This is a genomic window from Nocardiopsis sp. TNDT3, from assembly GCF_003427465.1.
GTDB classification, from domain to species: domain Bacteria; phylum Actinomycetota; class Actinomycetes; order Streptosporangiales; family Streptosporangiaceae; genus Nocardiopsis; species Nocardiopsis dassonvillei.
This window is the reverse complement of the sequence record NZ_QPFC01000053.1, coordinates 1-16,367: the sequence shown is the minus strand read 5'-3', so window position 1 is coordinate 16,367 and position 16,367 is coordinate 1. Positions and strand designations below refer to the sequence as shown.

The window sequence follows — 16,367 nt, the reverse complement described above, 5'->3', positions numbered from 1 at the left end:
GACCCCGCACCCACCACCGAACCGGCCCGCGACCGGAGCCCGCGCTCCACCGACGCGACGCACCGGACGTGCTCCACCGACACGTCGCGACGCTGCGCCCGCCCCGCCCGGCCGTTCCCGCGGCCCGGGCATAGCCTGGCCGTATGCGTTCCTCCACCGCTCCGCGCGCCCTCGCCGCGCTGCTGGCCGACCTGGTCTGCGTGCTGGCCTTCGTCGTGATCGGCAGGACCGACCACGGGACCGGCACGGCCCTGGCCGAGATCGCCTGGACCGCATGGCCCTTCGCCGCCGCGACCGCCCTGGGCTGGGCGGTCACCCGCGCCTGGACCGCCCCTGTCCGGATCTGGCCGACGGGCCTGTTCGTGTGGGCCGTGACCGTGGTCGGCGGGATGGCGGTGCGCGTGTTCCTCGGGGAGGGCGCCCCGACCAGCTTCGTCATCGTCACCTCCCTGTTCCTCGCCGCGACCATGCTCGGCTGGCGCGGGGTGGCGCTTCTCGTCGCGAGGAGGAGACAGCGCCGCGCCTGAGGGGGAAGACTGGGTCGCGGAACGCAACCTCCCTCACGAAGGAGCCCCCCGTGGCCGATCCCGTCACCCTCGCCATCGCCGCCGCCGTCGTCACCGGCGCGGTCGGCAAGATCACCGAGGCGGCGACCGAAGGCACCGTCGCCGCCTTCAAGTCCCTGCGCAAGGCGGTCTTCGCGCGCTTTCGCTCCGACCCCGAATCCCAGCAGGTCCTGGACGACGCACTCCTGGAGCCGGAGGACCCCGAGGCGCTTGCCGCCGTCGCCGCGCACCTGGAGCGGGCGGAGGGCGAGGACCCCGCCGTGCGCGCGCTGATGGGGGAACTGCGCCGCGAGTTCGTCCAGGAGGGCGACGGAGCCGTGCACAACAGCATCCAGGGGGACGTCAGCGGCAGGGCGCGCGTGTTCCAGGGCCGCGACTTCCACGGGGACATCCACCTGTAGGAGGTCCCACCGCGGAGCGTTCGTAAGCTGGAACGGATGAACGAGCACCCCGCACCCCAGTTCCCTCCCTCCGGCTCCGTCCGCGGTCCCGCCTCCCGCGAGCCCGCGGACGGAGCCGGCGAGGACGAGGCGCGCGAGGTGGGCGTGGGCCCGTGGGAGGGCCCCTGGCCCGAGGGCGACCACTACGACCCCGAACTGCTCGCGGGCGGCGACCGCCGCAACGTCGTGGACCGCTACCGGTACTGGCGACGCGAGGCGATCGTCGCCGACCTCGACACCGTGCGCCACCCCTTCCACGTCGCCGTCGAGAACTGGACACACGACTTCAACATAGGCTCGGTCGTGCGCACCGCCAACGCGTTCGGGTGCGCGGCCGTGCACATCGTGGGCCGCCGCCGCTGGAACAAGCGCGGCGCGATGGTGACCGACCGCTACCAGCACGTCCACCACCACCCCGACACCGAGGCGCTGGTGGCGTGGGCCGAGGAGCGCGGCCTGGCGCTGCTCGGCGTGGACAACCTGCCGGGTTCGGTGCCGCTGGAGACCTACCCGCTGCCCAGGAACGCCGTGCTGGTGTTCGGGCAGGAGGGGCCGGGGCTCTCCGAGGAGGTGCGGCGGGTCTGCCGGGCGGTGCTGTCGATCTCCCAGTTCGGTTCGACCCGGTCGATCAACGCCGGGGCCGCGGCCGCGATCGCCATGCACGCCTGGGTGCGGGCCCACGTGTTCGACCAGCCGGTCCCGGCCGCCTTCTCCGCGGACTCCCCGACCCCCACCACGGCACTGTCGTGATGGTTCCGTGATCTACCATGGTCGAAAGGCCCCTATCAGAGAGATTTCGGGATGAGTCCAACCGTCACAGCAGCCTCCCGTACCGCCACGATGGACGACGTCGCCGGTGTCGCGCGCGTTCTGGCCAGGTCAGCGCAGGAGGACCCGCTCTTCCGGTGGCTGTTCCCCGACGACGAGATGCGGATGGCCCGGACCCGCCGCTTCTTCGCCCTGACCGCGGGCTTCGGCTACGTCCCCTCGGGTGACACACGGGTCGCCGAGACCAGTGACGGCAGCGAGGACGCGCCGGTGGTGCGCGGCGCGGCGCTGTGGGCTCCGCCCACCGCCAACCCCGAGGGCCAGCTGGTGTCGCTGCGCACCTGGCCGCACTGGGGTCCCCTGATCGGCCGCACCCGGCTGGCCGCGTTCGTGCGCGTGTTCGCCGAGTGGAAGCTGGCCGCGCCCCAGGAGCCCCACCTGTACCTGGCGGCGCTGGGCGTGGACCCGGCCGCCGTCGGCACCGGCGTCGGCGGGGGGCTGCTCACCTCGGGTCTGGACCGCGCCGACTCCCAGGGCCTGCCGGTGTTCACCCAGACGCTCAACCCCAAGACCGTCGGCTTCTACGAGCGGTTCGGGTTCCGGCTGGTCCGGGAGGCGCAGAGCCCCGAGGCGGGAACCAACTACTTCCTGCTGCGCGAACCCTCCTGAGGCCCCGCGGACCCGCTGCCCCCTCCGGGAGCCGTCCCTTCCCGGAGAGCCGTCCTTTCCCGGGAAAACGCCCCACCCGCGACGGTCGCGCGCCCTACCATGAGCGGTGATCGGAGCCCCAGGCACAGGGGGACCCCGGCCCCAGGGAAGAGGCAGCGCCCGTGACCCCCACAGCGGTACAGCCGGTCCGCACCGCGACCATGAACGACGTGCCCGCCGTGGCCCGGGTTCTGGGCCGCGCCCTCTACCACGACCCGCTCTTCCGGTGGCTCTTCCCGGACGACGACCTGCGCATGGCGCAGAACTTCCGCGCGTGCGCGCTGCTGGCCGGGTTCGGGCACGTCCCCGGCGGCCACGCCACCGTGGCGGAGTCCCCGGAGGGCCCCGCGCGCGTCCCGGTGGTACGGGGCGCGGCCCTGTGGACCCCGCCCGGCGCGGGTCGGGAGGGAGCCGCGGTCCCGCTGCGGTCGCTGCCGCACTGGTTCAGCCTGGTGGGGCTGTCCCGGCTGCCGGAGCTGACCTGGTACAACGGCGAGGTCAGGGCGTCCGTGCCGGAGGGTCCGCACTGGTACCTGTGCGTGCTGGGCGCCGACCCGGCGACGGACGGGACCGACACGGGGGCGCGACTGCTGCGCGAGGGCCTGGCCCGGGCCGACGCGGACGGCGTGCCGGTCTACCTGGAGACGGCGGACCCGGCGGACATCGGCTACTACGAGGACTACGACTTCCGGGTGGTGCGGGCGGTCCACCCCCCGGCGGCCCCCTCGACCTACTGCATGCTGCGCCCCGCCGCCTTCTGAGGTCCGCTCGTCCGGCGGCCCGCAGCCCCGGGCGTTCCGGCGCCCCCCGGAGCCCGGCGGTCCGCCGCCCCCGCCGCCTCCGGGGTCCCGGCGCACGCGGAGGCCGGCCGGGGACGGGCCCGGGACGGAACCCGGACGGATCGGGGCCTTCTGCTCCACCGCACCCCCTGACAGGATGGGCGCGTGGACATCCGAGGAATCTCCCACCACACCGACAACGTGTCCGAGGACGCGGCGGCGCGCGACATGCGCGTCATCCGCGAGGACCTGCACTGCACCTCGGTGATGCTGATCGGCGCCGACACCGGACGGCAGCGGGCCGCCTCGCGCGCCGCCCTGGAGGCGGGCCTGGACGTGTGGGTGCGCCCGCAGCCGGAGAACCCGCCGCTCGCGGAGCGGCTGGAGCACCTGGCCGCCACCGCCCGCATGGCCGAGGAACTGCGCCTGGAGCACCCCGGCCGCGTGACCCTCATGGTCGGCACCGAGTTCTCGCTGACCTCCCCCGGCCCGCTCCCCGGCCGGAGCGAACTCGCCCGCCTCCAGTTCGTGACCCGCCCGTGGCTGCGCCGCCCCTTCGAACGGAGGATGCGGCGCAGGCTCGCCTCGCTGCTCGCCGCTGCCCTGGACGTGGCCCGCGAGCACTTCGGGGGGCCGGTGACCTACGGGGCCGGGGCCTGGGAGGAGGTGGACTGGTCGGGCTTCGACCTGGCCGGGGTGAACCTGTACCGGTCCGGGACCGACGCCGACGCCTACGAACGGCGCCTGGACGCCCTCCGGGACGGCTGCGGCAAGCCCCTGGTGATCACCGAGTTCGGCTGCGGCGCCCACGACGGGGCCGACCTGCGGGGGGCCGCGTCCTTCCTCGCGGTGAACTGGTTCGCCGACCCGCCGCGCCTGCGCCGGGGCACCGCGCGCAACGAGGCCGTGCAGGCCGGGTACCTGGACGCGCTGCTGGGGCTGTACCGGGAGCGGGGGGTCCACGGCGCGTTCGTGTTCACGTTCGCCATGCCGGGCTTCCCGCACAGCGAGGACCCCGTGTACGACCTGGACGCGGCCGGGTTCGGCGTGGTGCGCACGGCCGGGGACGACCCGTCGTCCTGGGAGCCCAAGGAGGCCTTCCACACGGTCGCGCGGCGCTACCGGACCTGAGGGAGTCGGCTGCCGCCCCGAGGCTCGGCACGGCCGCCGGACGACACACCGCGAACGTCCGGGTGACACGCCGCGGATGGGCCCGGTCGCCGGACCCCGCGCGGTTAGGGTCCTGAGCCATGACGGGTAGCGAATGGCCACGTCCGGGGCGTCCCCGCAGGTCCGGGGGCCTCCTCGCGCGGTGCGCTCCCACCGCCCTGGCGGCGGCCCTCGCGCTGGCGTCAGCGGCCTGTACCGCCCCGGCGCTGACCGGTGACGCCTACCTCGACGACGCCCGGCAGACCACCGGGGACCTGCTGTCGGCCGTCCGCACGGGGACGCTGGTCGCGGAACTGGCCGAGGACGACCGGGCGTTCCGGCCCTACCTGGAGGTCAGCGCCAAGGACGCGGAGGACTCGGCCCGGTCCCTCACCGACACCTTCGGCACCCTCCAGCCGCCCTCTCCGGGCTGTGACGGCCTGCGGGACGAGGTGACGGACCTGTCCGACGCCGCCGTCCACGGCCTGTCCGCCCTGCGCATCGCGCTGGGGCGGGAGGACCGCGACGGGGTGGCCGGGGCCGCCGAGGAGCTCCGCGGGACCGCCGACGCGCTGGCGAAGCTCCAGGAGGAGCTGCGGTGAGGATCCTCCTGTCCTTCACCCTGGGCATGCTCACCGCCGTCGGCGGGTTCCTGGACATCGGCGACCTGGTCTCCGCCTCCGTGGTCGGCTCCCGCTTCGGGATGTCCCTGGCCTGGGTGATCCCCCTCGGCGTCGTCGGGATCATGCTCTTCACCGAGATGGCGGCGCGCGTCACGGCCGTCAGCGGCCGGGCCGTCTTCGACCTGGTCCGCGAGCGGCTCGGCGCCCGCGCGGGCCTGGCCAACCTGCTGGCGTCCTACGTCATCACCCTGCTGACCATGTCGGCGCAGATCGGCGGTATCGCGCTCGCCCTCGAACTGGCCAGCAGCGTCCACTACCTGCTGTGGGTCCCGGTGGCCGGGTTCCTGGTCTGGGTGGTCGTGTGGCGGATGCCGTTCGGGTGGATGGAGAAGACCTACGGGCTGCTCGGCCTGGCCCTGGTCGTGTTCGCCTTCGCCCTGTGGCGGCTGGAGCCCGACTGGGGAGGTCTCGCGGCCAGCGCCGCGAGCCCCTCCCCTCCCCCGGACGAGGAGTGGTCGGTGTGGGCCTACTACGCGATCGCGCTGTTCGGCGCGACGATGACCCCCTACTCGGTCCTGTTCTTCTCCTCCAGCGGGGTGGAGGAGCGGTGGACCCCCCGCGACCTGGCCACGGCCAGGGTCAACATCTTCCTCGGCTTCCCGGTGGGCGGCCTGCTCGCCCTGGCCATCATGGGCTGCGCCGCGGCCTGGCTCATGCCCGCCGACGTCCACGTGGAGGACCTGGGCCAGGTCGCGCTCCCCGTGGTGGCGGCACTGGGCAAGCTCGGGCTGGTCGTGGTCGTCGTGGGCTTCTTCGCGGCCACCTTCGGCGCCGCGCTGGAGTCGGCCCTGGCATCGGGCTACAGCGTGGCCCAGTACTTCGGCTGGCCCTGGGGCAAGACCCGGCCGCCCGTGCGGGCGGCCCTCTTCCACTCCGTCATCCTGCTGGGCCTGGTGGCGGGCACCCTCTTCGTCCTCACCGGGATCGACCCGGTCAAGGTGGTCGAGTACAGCATCGTGCTGTCGGCGGTGGCGCTGCCGCTGACCTACCTGCCGATCTTCGTGGTCGCCAACGACCGCCGCTACCTGGGCGACCGGGTGAACTCGCGGTTCACCAACATCGTGGGCTCGGTCTACCTGGTCCTGCTGCTCGCGGTGTCGGTCGTCGCCGTCCCCCTCATGCTCTACACGAAAGCGGGGCAGTGAGATGCCGAAGGACCGGGAGCGCGAGTCCGTGTTCCGGATCGGCTTCACCGTGCTGGACCGACAGATCGTCGACCGCGACGGACAGCCGGTGGGCAAGGCGGACGACGTCGAGTTCTCCTGGGAGGAGGGGGCCTCTCCGACCATGGCGGCGCTGCTCACCGACTCCGCCGCCCTGGGCCCCAGGCTCTCGGGGCGCCTGGGGAGGCTGTGGCGCACGGTGCTGAGGAGGCTGCGGCCCTCCGAGCACGAGCCCGTGCGGATTCCGGTGGGCGACGTCGAGGAATTCTCCCCCACGACCCGCCTGTCCACTCCCGCGCCCGAGGGGAGCCGCGCGGCGGAGAGGTGGCTGAGCCGCAACGTCATCGGCCGGATCCCGGGGGCGGGGCGGTGAGCGGGTTCCTGTTCAGCGAGCTGCTCGGCCGCCGGGTCACGGACGGCTCCGGCCGGACGGTCAGCGAGGTCCAGGACGTGGTCGTGCGCCGCGACGGGGAGGTCTACACCGTCCTGGGCCTGGTGCTGGGCCGGGGCGCGTTCGCGGGCCGCCTCGGCTACGGGGGCTCGCTGGAGCCGCCCTCCCCCTGGCACCGGGTGCTGGGCTGGATGCGCCGCCACGAGCGGTACGTGGCCTGGGAGGACGTGCGGAGCCTGGACGGGGAGTCCGTGGAGATCGGCGTCGGGTACGGGGACCTGCCCCGGCACTGGCGCGAGCACGAGGGCTGAGCCGCTACGGAGGGGCTTTCCATTGCCTGTCAAAGAGCGATACCGCTTCCGGTTACCATCTCGGCATGAACATGCGTCTGCGCCTGCCCGAGGACGTACACGCGGAGGTCAGGCAGGCCGCCGAGGAGGACGGCAACAGCGTCAACACCGAGGTCGTCATCGCGCTCAGGGAGTTCCTCGCGAACCGTCGGACCGAGAAGGTGCGCCGGTACGCGCTGGAGATCGCCGAGGAGGACGCGGAACTGCTGGCGGGGCTGGCCGAATGACGCCCTACCTGACCAAGGCAGACGCCGTCGCGGTCATCGACGCGACCCTTCCCGGAAAACGGCGACGGGCCGCGCACGCGCCCGGAGGCGTCGGTCTCCGCGTTTTCCCCACGCCCGGACCCGGCAGCCGCTACCTTCGTGCCATGGACATGCATCTGCACATGCACGACGGCCTCCATGCCCTGATCAGGGAGGTCGCGGAGCGGGACGGCGTCAGCGTCGAGGCCGCGGTGATCACCGCCGTCGAGGACTTCGTCGCGAGCCGCCAGGCGCACAGGGTCCCGGAGCAGTCCCGGAAGACGGTGGAGCAGGACGCCGAACCGCCCCGCCGTCCGGCGGAGTGACCTCCGCGAACGGCGACGGGCCGCGCCCCCGGGGGAGCGCGGCCCGTGCGGTGCGACAGGGGGCGGCGGTCAGCCGACGCCCTTGCTGAGCGAGCCCAGCAGATCGCGGTTGAGCTGCGAGATCGTGTCCAGCGGGATGCCCTTCGGGCAGACCGCGGCGCACTCACCGATGTTGGTGCAGCCGCCGAAGTCCTCCTCGTCCTGCTGGTTGATCATCTTCACCACGCGCGAGGCCCGCTCGGGCTGTCCCTGCGGGAGCATGCCCAGGTGCGTGACCTTCGCGGCGGTGAACAGCATGCTGGAGGCGTTCGGGCAGGCCGCCACGCACGCGCCGCAGCCGATGCAGGTCGCGGCGTCGAACGCGCGGTCCGCGTCCGGCTTCGGGATCGGGTTGGCGTGGGCGTCGGGCGCGGTACCCGTCGGGGCGCTGATGTAGCCGCCCGCCTGGATGATGCGGTCGAACGCGCCGCGGTCCACGACCAGGTCCCTGACGACCGGGAACGCCTTGGCCCGCCACGGCTCCACCGTGATGGTGTCGCCGTCGTTGAAGCTGCGCATGTGCAGCTGGCAGGTCGTGGTGCGCTCGGGGCCGTGCGCCTCACCGTCGATCACGACACCGCAGGCACCGCAGATGCCCTCACGGCAGTCGTGGTCGAAGGCGACCGGGTCCTCGTTCTCCAGCGTGAGCTTCTCGTTGAGGACGTCGAGCATCTCCAGGAACGACATGTCCGGGGAGACGTCGGTGAGCTTGTACGTGGCCAGCCGACCCTCGTCGTCCGGCCCCTTCTGACGCCATACGCGCAGGGTGATGTTCACTTGTAGCTCCGCTGCTTCATCTCGACGTACTCGTACTCCAGGGCTTCCTTGTGGAGCACGGGCTTGCTGTCATCGCCGCCGAACGCCCAGGCGGCCACGTAGGCGAACTCGTCGTCGTGACGCAGCGCCTCGCCGTCCTCGGTCTGGCTCTCGGCGCGGAAGTGGCCGCCGCAGGACTCGCGGCGGTGCAGGGCGTCGATGCACATGAGCTCGCCCAGCTCCAGGAAGTCGGCCACGCGGTTGGCCTTCTCCAGGGCCTGGTTGAACTCCTCGTTGGTTCCCAGCACCTTGACGTCGCGCCAGAACTCGGCGCGCAGCGCCCGGATGAGCTCGATGGCCTTGGTCAGGCCCTCCTCACTGCGCTCCATGCCGCAGTACTCCCACATGATGTGGCCGAGCTCCTTGTGGAAGGAGTCGACGGTGCGGGAGCCCTGGACGGAGAGCAGCTTGTCGATGCGGGAGGTCACCTGCTCCTTGGCCGCCACGGCCTCGGGGTGCGACTCGTCGAGGGCCTCGAACGGGCCCGACGACAGGTAGTCGTTGATGGTGTTGGGCAGGACGAAGTAGCCGTCCGCCAGCCCCTGCATCAGCGCGCTCGCGCCCAGGCGGTTGGCGCCGTGGTCGGAGAAGTTGGCCTCACCGGTCACGAACAGGCCCGGGATGGAGCTCTGGAGGTCGTAGTCGACCCACAGACCGCCCATGGTGTAGTGCACGGCCGGGTAGATGCGCATCGGAACCTCGTACGGGTTCTCGCCGGTGATGCGCTGGTACATGTCGAACAGGTTGCCGTACTTGGCCTCGACGGCGTCCTGCCCCATGCGCGCGATGGCGTCGGCGAAGTCCAGGTAGACGCCCAGACCGCCGGGGCCCACGCCGCGGCCCTCGTCGCAGACGTTCTTGGCGGCGCGGGAGGCGATGTCGCGCGGCACCAGGTTGCCGAAGGCCGGGTAGATGCGCTCCAGGTAGTAGTCGCGCTCCTCCTCCGGGATCTGGCGCGGGTCGCGGGTGTCCCCGTGCGCCTTGGGCACCCAGATGCGGCCGTCGTTGCGCAGCGACTCGCTCATCAGGGTCAGCTTGGACTGGTAGTCGCCGCTGACCGGGATGCAGGTCGGGTGGATCTGCGTGTAGCACGGGTTGGCGAAGAGCGCTCCCTTGCGGTGCGCGCGCCAGGTCGCGGTGACGTTCGAGCCCATCGCGTTGGTGGACAGGAAGAACACGTTGCCGTAGCCGCCGGTGGCCAGCACCACGGCGTCGGCGAAGTGCGTCTCGATCTCACCGGTGACCATGTCGCGGACGATGACGCCGCGCGCGCGGCCGTCCACGACGATGACCTCCAGCATCTCGTGGCGGGTGTGCATCTTGACGCTGCCCGCCGCGATCTGGCGCTCCAGGGCCTGGTAGGCGCCGATGAGCAGCTGCTGCCCCGTCTGGCCGCGCGCGTAGAACGTACGCGAGACCTGCACGCCGCCGAAGGAGCGGTTGTCGAGCAGGCCGCCGTACTCGCGGGCGAAGGGCACGCCCTGGGCGACGCACTGGTCGATGATCTCGACGCTGGTCTGGGCCAGGCGGTAGACGTTCGACTCGCGGGAGCGGAAGTCGCCGCCCTTGACGGTGTCGTAGAACAGCCGGTAGATGCTGTCGCCGTCGTTGCGGTAGTTCTTGGCGGCGTTGATGCCGCCCTGGGCCGCGATGGAGTGCGCGCGGCGCGGGCTGTCCTGGTAGCAGAACGAGGTGACCTTGTAGCCCGCCTCGCCCAGGGTCGCGGCCGCGGAGGCGCCGGCCAGGCCGGTGCCCACCATGATCACCGAGAGCTTGCGCCGGTTCGCGGGGTTGACCAGCTTGGCCGAGAAGCGCCGCTTGTCCCAGCGCTCGTTGATCGGGCCCTCGGGGGCCTTCTCGTCCCGGATCGGGTCGCCGACGCGGTAGAAGTCGTTGTCAGACAATTAACTCACCAGTCCAAAGGTGACCGCCAGAGGCGGGAGCAGGAAGCCGACCGTCACGATCAGCGACAGACCCACGGCGACCGCGTTGAGCTTGCCCTGACGGCTGGCCTGGTTGGCGCCGAGGGTGGCCAGGGCGCTCCAGATGCCGTGCCGCAGGTGCAGGCCCACGGCGATCACGGACAGGATGTAGAACAGGGTCACGTACCAGAACTCGGGCTGGAACCCGTTCACGAGCCGCTCGTAGGGGCTGTCGGACGCGCCGCCGGGGGCGATGGTGTTCGTGGTCAGGTGCAGGATGTGGAAGACCACGAACAGCGCGACCAGGACGCCGCCGTAGCGCATGGTGTAGGAGGCGTAGCTGCGGGCCACCCTCTTCTTCACCTGGTAGCGCTGGGCCGCCGGACGCGCTCTGCGGGCGCGGGCCCACAGTGTCACCGCCGCGTAGATGTGGATCAGGACGCTCGCCAGCAGGACGATGCGGAAGATCCACAGGAATCCGCTCTCGGGCAGCAGCGGGTAGCCCAGCTCCCGGAGGCTGTGGGCGTAGCCGTCAAAAGCCTCCTGGCCCGAGAACACTTTCAGGTTGCCGTACATGTGCGCGATCAAATACAGCACGAGGATCGCCCCGGTGATCGCCATCGCTGCCTTGAGCGCCACCGTGGACCCGTAGGCCGTAGACCGCTTCTTGGTCAAGGTACTGTTCGCCACAGCCTGTCACTGTAAGTTCTGGTTAAGTCGGCGTCCAAGTCATCAGGATGCTTGAGTCGATAGACGTAGGCTATGGAGCATGCAGTTCCAGCAGCTGGCCTACTTCGTCGCGGTGGCCCGCACACGCCATTTCACCCGCGCAGCAGAGCTTTCGCGCGTCGCACAGCCCAGTCTGAGCAAGCAGATCCGCAGCCTCGAACAGGAGCTGGGTGCGCCGTTATTCAGTCGTGCCCGGGGAAACATCACACTCACACCGGCCGGTGAGGCGCTGCTTCCGCTCGCCCAGCGCATGCTCGCCGACCTGGAGACGGCCCGGCGCGAGGTCGCCGAACTGGCCGGGGTGCGCCGGGGCCGCGTGCGGCTGGGCGCGACCCCGTCGCTGTGCGCGGGGCTGCTGGCCGACGTGCTCGCCGACTTCCATACCCGCTTCCCCGGCATCGAACTCCAGGTGGAGGAGAGCGGTTCGCGCGACCTCATCCGCGACCTGGGGCGGGGCGAGCTGGACCTGGCGCTGATCATCCTGCCGCTGCACAGCAGCGACCCCGACTTCTCCACGACGCCGATCCTGCGGGAGAACCTGGTGGTGGCGAGCCCGATGTCGGGCCCCTCCCCCAACGGGCGGGCCTCGATCCGCATCACCGAGCTGCGGGGCCGCCCGCTGGTGATGTTCCGGCGCGGCTACGACGTGCGCGAGGCGACGCTGCGCGCGTGCCGGGCGTCCGGGTTCGAGCCCGAGCTGGCCGTGGAGGGCGGGGAGATGGACGCCGTGCTGCGGTTCGTGGAGGCGGGCATGGGGCTGGCCGTGGTGCCGAGCATGGTGCTGCGCAACCGGCAGAGCCTGCGCGGAACCCCGCTGGCCCGGCCGCGCCTGCTGCGGACGGTGGCGCTGGCGCGGCGCCGGGACGTGGAGCCCTCGCACTCGGCGGAGGCGTTCCGCCGGCACCTCAACGGCTACCTGCTGGGCATGTCGCCGCAGGACCTGGGCCCGGACCTGGAGGTCCTGCTCTCCCCCGAGGACGGGGCGGACTGACCCGCCGGACCCCTCCCCGGAGGGCGGGACGGACTAAACGGACTAACCCGTCAGGCCCCCGGGCGGCCTCGCCCATAAGCCCGCCCGGAAGGGCACCCGCGCCCCTTCGCCACGGGCCGGGGCCGCTGGCGCCACACCGGTAACACTTCCGGCCGACCCGAACCCGGCAACCCGTCGGCGGACGCTCCACGTCCACCCGCCCCGGGCACCCGCGCCCTCCGCGCGCCTGCCGGAGCGCCACGCTCCGGGGCGACCGCTGCCGGATTCGGGCGGCAGACTCCTTTACCACACGCCACCGGCGCCCCTGAAGCAACCCCACTGCCATAAGGGATTTTTGGCCACTTAAGGCGACAAAACTCCCCAAATAAGCGCTTAGAAGTGGCGCATTTCACATAGCTTTCCCCGACGCCTCCCGCCCTCCGGGACGTGACCGTGATCACAACGCCCTAACGTTGCGTTGCGGGACGGTTCGCCACGGCTCCTCCCCGCGGCCGTCCGGCGCGGCGGTCGCGGCCGAAGCAGGCGGGTACCGCGCCCCGCCCGACCGGGACCTTCCCACAGGAGGTGCAAGACAACGGTGACAGCGACCGAGAACGCAGGCCCCGGGGGCGGCCGGGCGCGCATCCCCCAACGAACCCTGCGCACCGACACCTGGTGGCTCGGCCCCCTCCTCACCGCGCTGGGGCTGGCCACCTTCGTCGTCTACGCGACCCTGCGGGTGTTCCAGCAGGACCACTACTGGGTCCAGGAACACCACTACCTGACCCCGTTCTACTCGCCGTGCATCGCGCAGCAGTGCGCGCCCGACGCGGCCCTGTTCGGACGCCTGCCGGTGGAGTTCCCGCCGCTCATCCCCTACGCCCTGGTCAGCCTGCCGATCCTGCTGCTGTTCCGGCTGACCTGCTACTACTACCGCAAGGCCTACTACCGCTCGTTCTGGTTCTCTCCCCCGGCGTGCGCCGTGCGCGAGCCCCACGGCGCCTACACCGGCGAGACCCGCCCCCTGATGCTGGTCCAGAACGGCCACCGCTACTTCTTCTACGCGGCCTTCGTCATCACGCTCATCAACACGTGGGACATGCTGATCGCCTTCCTCCACGGCGCCGAGGGCGGCTTCGGCATCGGGCTGGGCAACCTGATCATGCTCGTCAACGTGCTCATGCTGTGGGGCTACACGCTCAGCTGCCACTCGTGCCGCCACATCTTCGGCGGACGGCTGAGCAGCTTCGGCAGGCACCCCGTCCGCTACTGGATGTGGGGCCGCCTGTCCGTGCTCAACCACCGGCACATGTACTTCGGCTGGCTGAGCATCGCGACCCTGATCCTCACGGACGCCTACATCGCCCTGGTCGCCAGCGGCACCATCAACGACCTGCGCATCCTCAACTGAGCCAAGGGGAAGGAAGGCACGACCAGATGCCCCCCACAGCAGAACCCGGGATCACCCGGTACGCCTACGACGTCGTGGTGATCGGGGCGGGCGGAGCCGGGCTGCGGGCCGCGATCGCCGCCCGCGAGCAGGGCAAGCGCACCGCGGTCATCTCCAAGTCGCTGTTCGGCAAGGCCCACACCGTGATGGCCGAGGGCGGCGCGGCGGCCGCCCTCGGCAACGCCAACCCCGACGACGGGTGGCGCGTGCACTTCCGCGACACCGTGCGCGGCGGCAAGTTCCTCAACGACCCGCGCATGGCCGAGCTGCACGCCCGCGAGGCGCCCGAGCGCATCCTCGAACTGGAGTACTGGGGCGCGCTCTTCGACCGCACCGCCGAGGGAAAGATCAGCCAGCGCAACTTCGGCGGCCACGAGTACCCGAGGCTGGCGCACGTGGGCGACCGCACCGGCCTGGAGATGATCCGCACCCTCCAGCAGCGGGTCGTCGCGCTCCAGCAGCAGGACGCCGCGGAGCTGGGCGACCCCGAGGCGCGCATCCGCGTGTTCGCCGAGACCGCGATCACCCGGCTCATCACGGAGGACGACGCGGCCGTGCGGCCGGACGGCGGCGCGGGCGGGGCCACCGCTGTGGACGCGGGCTCGGGCGGGAACACGGGTGCGGACCCGGCCGGGGGCGGAAGGACGCCGGGCCGGATCGTCGGCGCGTTCGGCTACCGCCGGGTGGACGGCGGGTTCGTCCTGTTCGAGGCGCCCTCGGTGGTCCTGGCCACCGGCGGCATCGGCAAGGCCTTCCGCACCACCTCCAACTCCTGGGAGTACACCGGCGACGGCCACGCGCTGGCGCTGCGCGCCGGGGCCTCCCTGATCAACATGGAGTTCGTCCAGTTCCACCCCACCGGGATGGTCTGGCCGCCGTCGGTGAAGGGCATCCTCGTCACCGAGTCGGTGCGCGGGGACGGCGGCGTGCTGCGCAACTCCGAGGGCAGGCGGTTCATGTTCGACTACGTGCCGGACGTGTTCCGCTCCCAGTACGCCGAGAGCGAGGAGGAGGCCGACGGCTGGTACGACGACCCCGCGGGGCACCGCAGGCCGCCGGAGCTGCTGCCCCGCGACGAGGTCGCGCGGGCGATCAACACCGAGGTCAAGGAGGGGCGGGGCTCGCCGCACGGCGGCGTGTTCCTGGACGTGTCCACGCGCCTGCCCGCCGAGGAGATCGTCAAGCGGCTGCCGTCCATGCACCACCAGTTCAAGGAGCTGGCCGACGTGGACATCACCGCCGAACCCATGGAGGTGGGCCCCACCTGCCACTACGTGATGGGCGGGGTGCGGGTGGACGCCGACACCGCCGCCTCCGACGTGCCCGGGCTGTTCGCGGCCGGTGAGGTGGCGGGCGGCATGCACGGCTCCAACCGGCTGGGTGGCAACTCCCTGTCGGACCTGCTGGTGTTCGGGCGCCGGGCCGGGCTGGGCGCGGCGGCCTACGTGGACGGGCTCGGCGACCGGCCCGCACCGGCCGGGCTCCTGGACCGGGCGGCGGACGAGGCGTCCTCGTACGCGCTGCGCTTCCTCAGGGCGGAAGGCGGCGAGAACCCGTACACGCTGCACGCCGAACTCCAGGAGACCATGAACGACCTGGTCGGCATCATCCGCAGGGGTCCGGAGATGGAGCGGGCCCTGGAACGGCTGGAGGAGCTGGCGGAGCGGTCGCGCGCGCTCAGCGCGCCGGGCGACCGGGTCTACAACCCGGGCTGGCACCTGGCGCTGGCGCTGCCCAACATGGTCCTGGTCTCGCGCGCGGTGGCCGCGGCCGCCCTGGAGCGCACGGAGTCGCGCGGCGGGCACACGCGCGAGGACTTCCCCGGCATGTCGGCCGAGTGGCGGCGGGTGAACCTGGCGGTGCGGGCCGACCGCTCCGACCGGGTGTCGCTGTCGCGGCTCGCGCTCGCCGACATCCCGGCCGGGCTGCTCGCCCTCTTCGAACGCGACGAGCTGGCCAAGTACCTGACGGAGGAGGAGCTGCCCGCGTCGGGGGCGGCGGACGGCGCGGCCGAGGAGGGCCAGTCATGAGCGAGCGTGTGTTCCGGGTGTGGCGGGGTTCGGGCGAGGGCGGGCTCGCCGAGTACCGGGTCGAGGTCAACGAGGGCGAGGTGGTGCTCGACGTGCTGCACCGCCTCCAGGCCACCCAGACCCCGGACCTGGCGGTGCGGTGGAACTGCAAGGCGGGCAAGTGCGGTTCGTGCTCGGTGGAGATCAACGGCCGTCCCCGGCTGTCCTGCATGACGCGGATGAGCGTGTTCGAGGACGACGAGGTGGTGACGGTGACGCCGATGCGCGCCTTCCCGGTGGTCCGGGACCTGGTGTGCGACGTGTCGTACAACTACCAGAAGGCGCGGGAGATCCCCTCGTTCACACCGGATCCGGCCAAGGCCCCGGGCGACTTCCGGATGAGCCAGGAGGACGTGGAACGCCAGCAGGAGTTCCGCAAGTGCATCGAGTGCTTCCTGTGCAACAACACCTGCCACGTGATCCGTGATCACGAGGAGAACAAGGAGCACTTCTCGGGTCCGCGTTACCTCATGCGGGTGGCGGAGCTGGAGATGCACCCCGAGGACACCGCCGACCGCAGGCTCATCGCCCAGGAGGAGTTCGGGCTGGGGTACTGCAACATCACCAAGTGCTGCACGGAGGTGTGCCCGGAGAACATCCGCATCACCGACAACGCGCTGATCCCGCTCAAGGAGCGGGTGGTGGACCGCAAGTACGACCCGCTGGTGTGGCTGGGGTCCAAGATCGGCGTGCGGCCCAAGGACACCCCGCCGGTGCCCAACGTCGGTCGGTACTCGGACCTGGCCTGATCGGACCTGGCCCGAGGCCGGTCCCGTCCGCCGACCCGGGGGTGCGTTCCCGGGT

19 protein-coding genes are annotated in these 16,367 nt (G+C 71.8%); 16 read left to right on the top strand and 3 right to left on the bottom strand.

All coding sequences use genetic code 11. The features are described 5' to 3' along the window. The first annotated feature begins 143 nt into the window (after positions 1-143). The 12 genes from DQW06_RS01545 to DQW06_RS01490 all read left to right on the top strand — a co-directional run bounded on the left by DQW06_RS01545 (position 144) and on the right by DQW06_RS01490 (position 7,568). Complete coding sequence (locus DQW06_RS01545; protein WP_117197826.1) at positions 144-527, top strand: DUF3054 domain-containing protein; 384 nt, start codon at positions 144-146, stop codon at positions 525-527. A 50-nt stretch (positions 528-577) separates the two neighbouring features. After that, positions 578-967 carry a hypothetical protein gene (locus DQW06_RS01540; protein WP_013154917.1) on the top strand — a complete coding sequence of 130 codons (390 nt, stop codon included), beginning with the start codon at positions 578-580 and terminating at the stop codon, positions 965-967. A gap of 36 nt (positions 968-1,003) precedes the next feature. Next, a complete protein-coding gene (locus DQW06_RS01535; protein WP_013154918.1) occupies positions 1,004-1,756 on the top strand; it encodes a TrmH family RNA methyltransferase in 753 nt (250 codons plus the stop codon). Between the two features lie 51 nt (positions 1,757-1,807). Then, positions 1,808-2,443 carry a GNAT family N-acetyltransferase gene (locus DQW06_RS01530; RefSeq protein ID WP_117197825.1) on the top strand — a complete coding sequence of 212 codons (636 nt, stop codon included), beginning with the start codon at positions 1,808-1,810 and terminating at the stop codon, positions 2,441-2,443. A gap of 161 nt (positions 2,444-2,604) precedes the next feature. Beyond that, positions 2,605-3,243, top strand: coding sequence for a hypothetical protein (locus tag DQW06_RS01525; RefSeq protein ID WP_013154920.1), 639 nt, complete (start codon positions 2,605-2,607; stop codon positions 3,241-3,243). A 183-nt stretch (positions 3,244-3,426) separates the two neighbouring features. Further along, on the top strand, positions 3,427-4,392 hold the full coding sequence (locus DQW06_RS01520; RefSeq protein ID WP_117197824.1) for a hypothetical protein: 966 nt from the start codon (positions 3,427-3,429) through the stop codon (positions 4,390-4,392). A gap of 119 nt (positions 4,393-4,511) precedes the next feature. Further along, entirely contained in the window at positions 4,512-5,012 is a 501-nt protein-coding gene (locus DQW06_RS01515) for a hypothetical protein (RefSeq protein WP_117197823.1), read from the top strand. Then, positions 5,009-6,238, top strand: a complete 1,230-nt coding sequence (locus DQW06_RS01510; protein ID WP_117197822.1) for an NRAMP family divalent metal transporter — start codon at positions 5,009-5,011, stop codon at positions 6,236-6,238. The genes DQW06_RS01515 and DQW06_RS01510 overlap by 4 nt, the downstream gene beginning before the upstream one ends. 1 nt (position 6,239) lies before the next feature. Next, positions 6,240-6,629, top strand: coding sequence for a hypothetical protein (locus DQW06_RS01505; protein ID WP_071622725.1), 390 nt, complete (start codon positions 6,240-6,242; stop codon positions 6,627-6,629). Continuing rightward, positions 6,626-6,958, top strand: a complete 333-nt coding sequence (locus tag DQW06_RS01500) for a PRC-barrel domain-containing protein (protein WP_019611356.1) — start codon at positions 6,626-6,628, stop codon at positions 6,956-6,958. Before DQW06_RS01505 ends, DQW06_RS01500 begins: the two co-directional genes overlap by 4 nt. A gap of 65 nt (positions 6,959-7,023) precedes the next feature. Next, positions 7,024-7,224 carry an Arc family DNA-binding protein gene (locus DQW06_RS01495; RefSeq protein WP_071622726.1) on the top strand — a complete coding sequence of 67 codons (201 nt, stop codon included), beginning with the start codon at positions 7,024-7,026 and terminating at the stop codon, positions 7,222-7,224. A gap of 143 nt (positions 7,225-7,367) precedes the next feature. After that, entirely contained in the window at positions 7,368-7,568 is a 201-nt protein-coding gene (locus tag DQW06_RS01490; RefSeq protein ID WP_019611357.1) for a hypothetical protein, read from the top strand. Positions 7,569-7,637: 69 nt separating this feature from the next. On the opposite strand, the gene DQW06_RS01485 is transcribed toward DQW06_RS01490, so the two are convergent. Genes DQW06_RS01485 through DQW06_RS01475 form a run of 3 tightly spaced genes read right to left on the bottom strand, consistent with a single transcriptional unit; the run spans position 7,638 to position 10,984 of the window. Beyond that, on the bottom strand, positions 7,638-8,384 hold the full coding sequence (locus DQW06_RS01485) for a succinate dehydrogenase/fumarate reductase iron-sulfur subunit (protein ID WP_013154925.1): 747 nt from the start codon (positions 8,382-8,384) through the stop codon (positions 7,638-7,640). Then, positions 8,381-10,327: a fumarate reductase/succinate dehydrogenase flavoprotein subunit gene (locus tag DQW06_RS01480; RefSeq protein ID WP_013154926.1), complete on the bottom strand. Its 1,947-nt coding sequence runs from the start codon at positions 10,325-10,327 to the stop codon at positions 8,381-8,383. The genes DQW06_RS01485 and DQW06_RS01480 overlap by 4 nt, the downstream gene beginning before the upstream one ends. Further along, a complete protein-coding gene (locus DQW06_RS01475) occupies positions 10,328-10,984 on the bottom strand; it encodes a succinate dehydrogenase cytochrome b subunit (protein WP_071622727.1) in 657 nt (218 codons plus the stop codon). A 130-nt stretch (positions 10,985-11,114) separates the two neighbouring features. On the opposite strand from DQW06_RS01475, the gene DQW06_RS01470 reads away from it, so the two are divergent. The 4 genes from DQW06_RS01470 to DQW06_RS01455 all read left to right on the top strand — a co-directional run bounded on the left by DQW06_RS01470 (position 11,115) and on the right by DQW06_RS01455 (position 16,312). After that, the gene (locus DQW06_RS01470; protein WP_013154928.1) at positions 11,115-12,065 is read left to right on the top strand and encodes a LysR family transcriptional regulator; all 951 of its coding nucleotides are present in this window, start codon (positions 11,115-11,117) and stop codon (positions 12,063-12,065) included. Positions 12,066-12,642: 577 nt separating this feature from the next. Continuing rightward, positions 12,643-13,455 carry a hypothetical protein gene (locus tag DQW06_RS01465; RefSeq protein ID WP_071622728.1) on the top strand — a complete coding sequence of 271 codons (813 nt, stop codon included), beginning with the start codon at positions 12,643-12,645 and terminating at the stop codon, positions 13,453-13,455. Between the two features lie 26 nt (positions 13,456-13,481). Continuing rightward, positions 13,482-15,524: a fumarate reductase/succinate dehydrogenase flavoprotein subunit gene (locus DQW06_RS01460; protein ID WP_117197821.1), complete on the top strand. Its 2,043-nt coding sequence runs from the start codon at positions 13,482-13,484 to the stop codon at positions 15,522-15,524. Then, a complete protein-coding gene (locus DQW06_RS01455; RefSeq protein WP_013154931.1) occupies positions 15,521-16,312 on the top strand; it encodes a succinate dehydrogenase/fumarate reductase iron-sulfur subunit in 792 nt (263 codons plus the stop codon). The genes DQW06_RS01460 and DQW06_RS01455 overlap by 4 nt, the downstream gene beginning before the upstream one ends. The last annotated feature ends 55 nt before the right edge of the window (positions 16,313-16,367 follow it).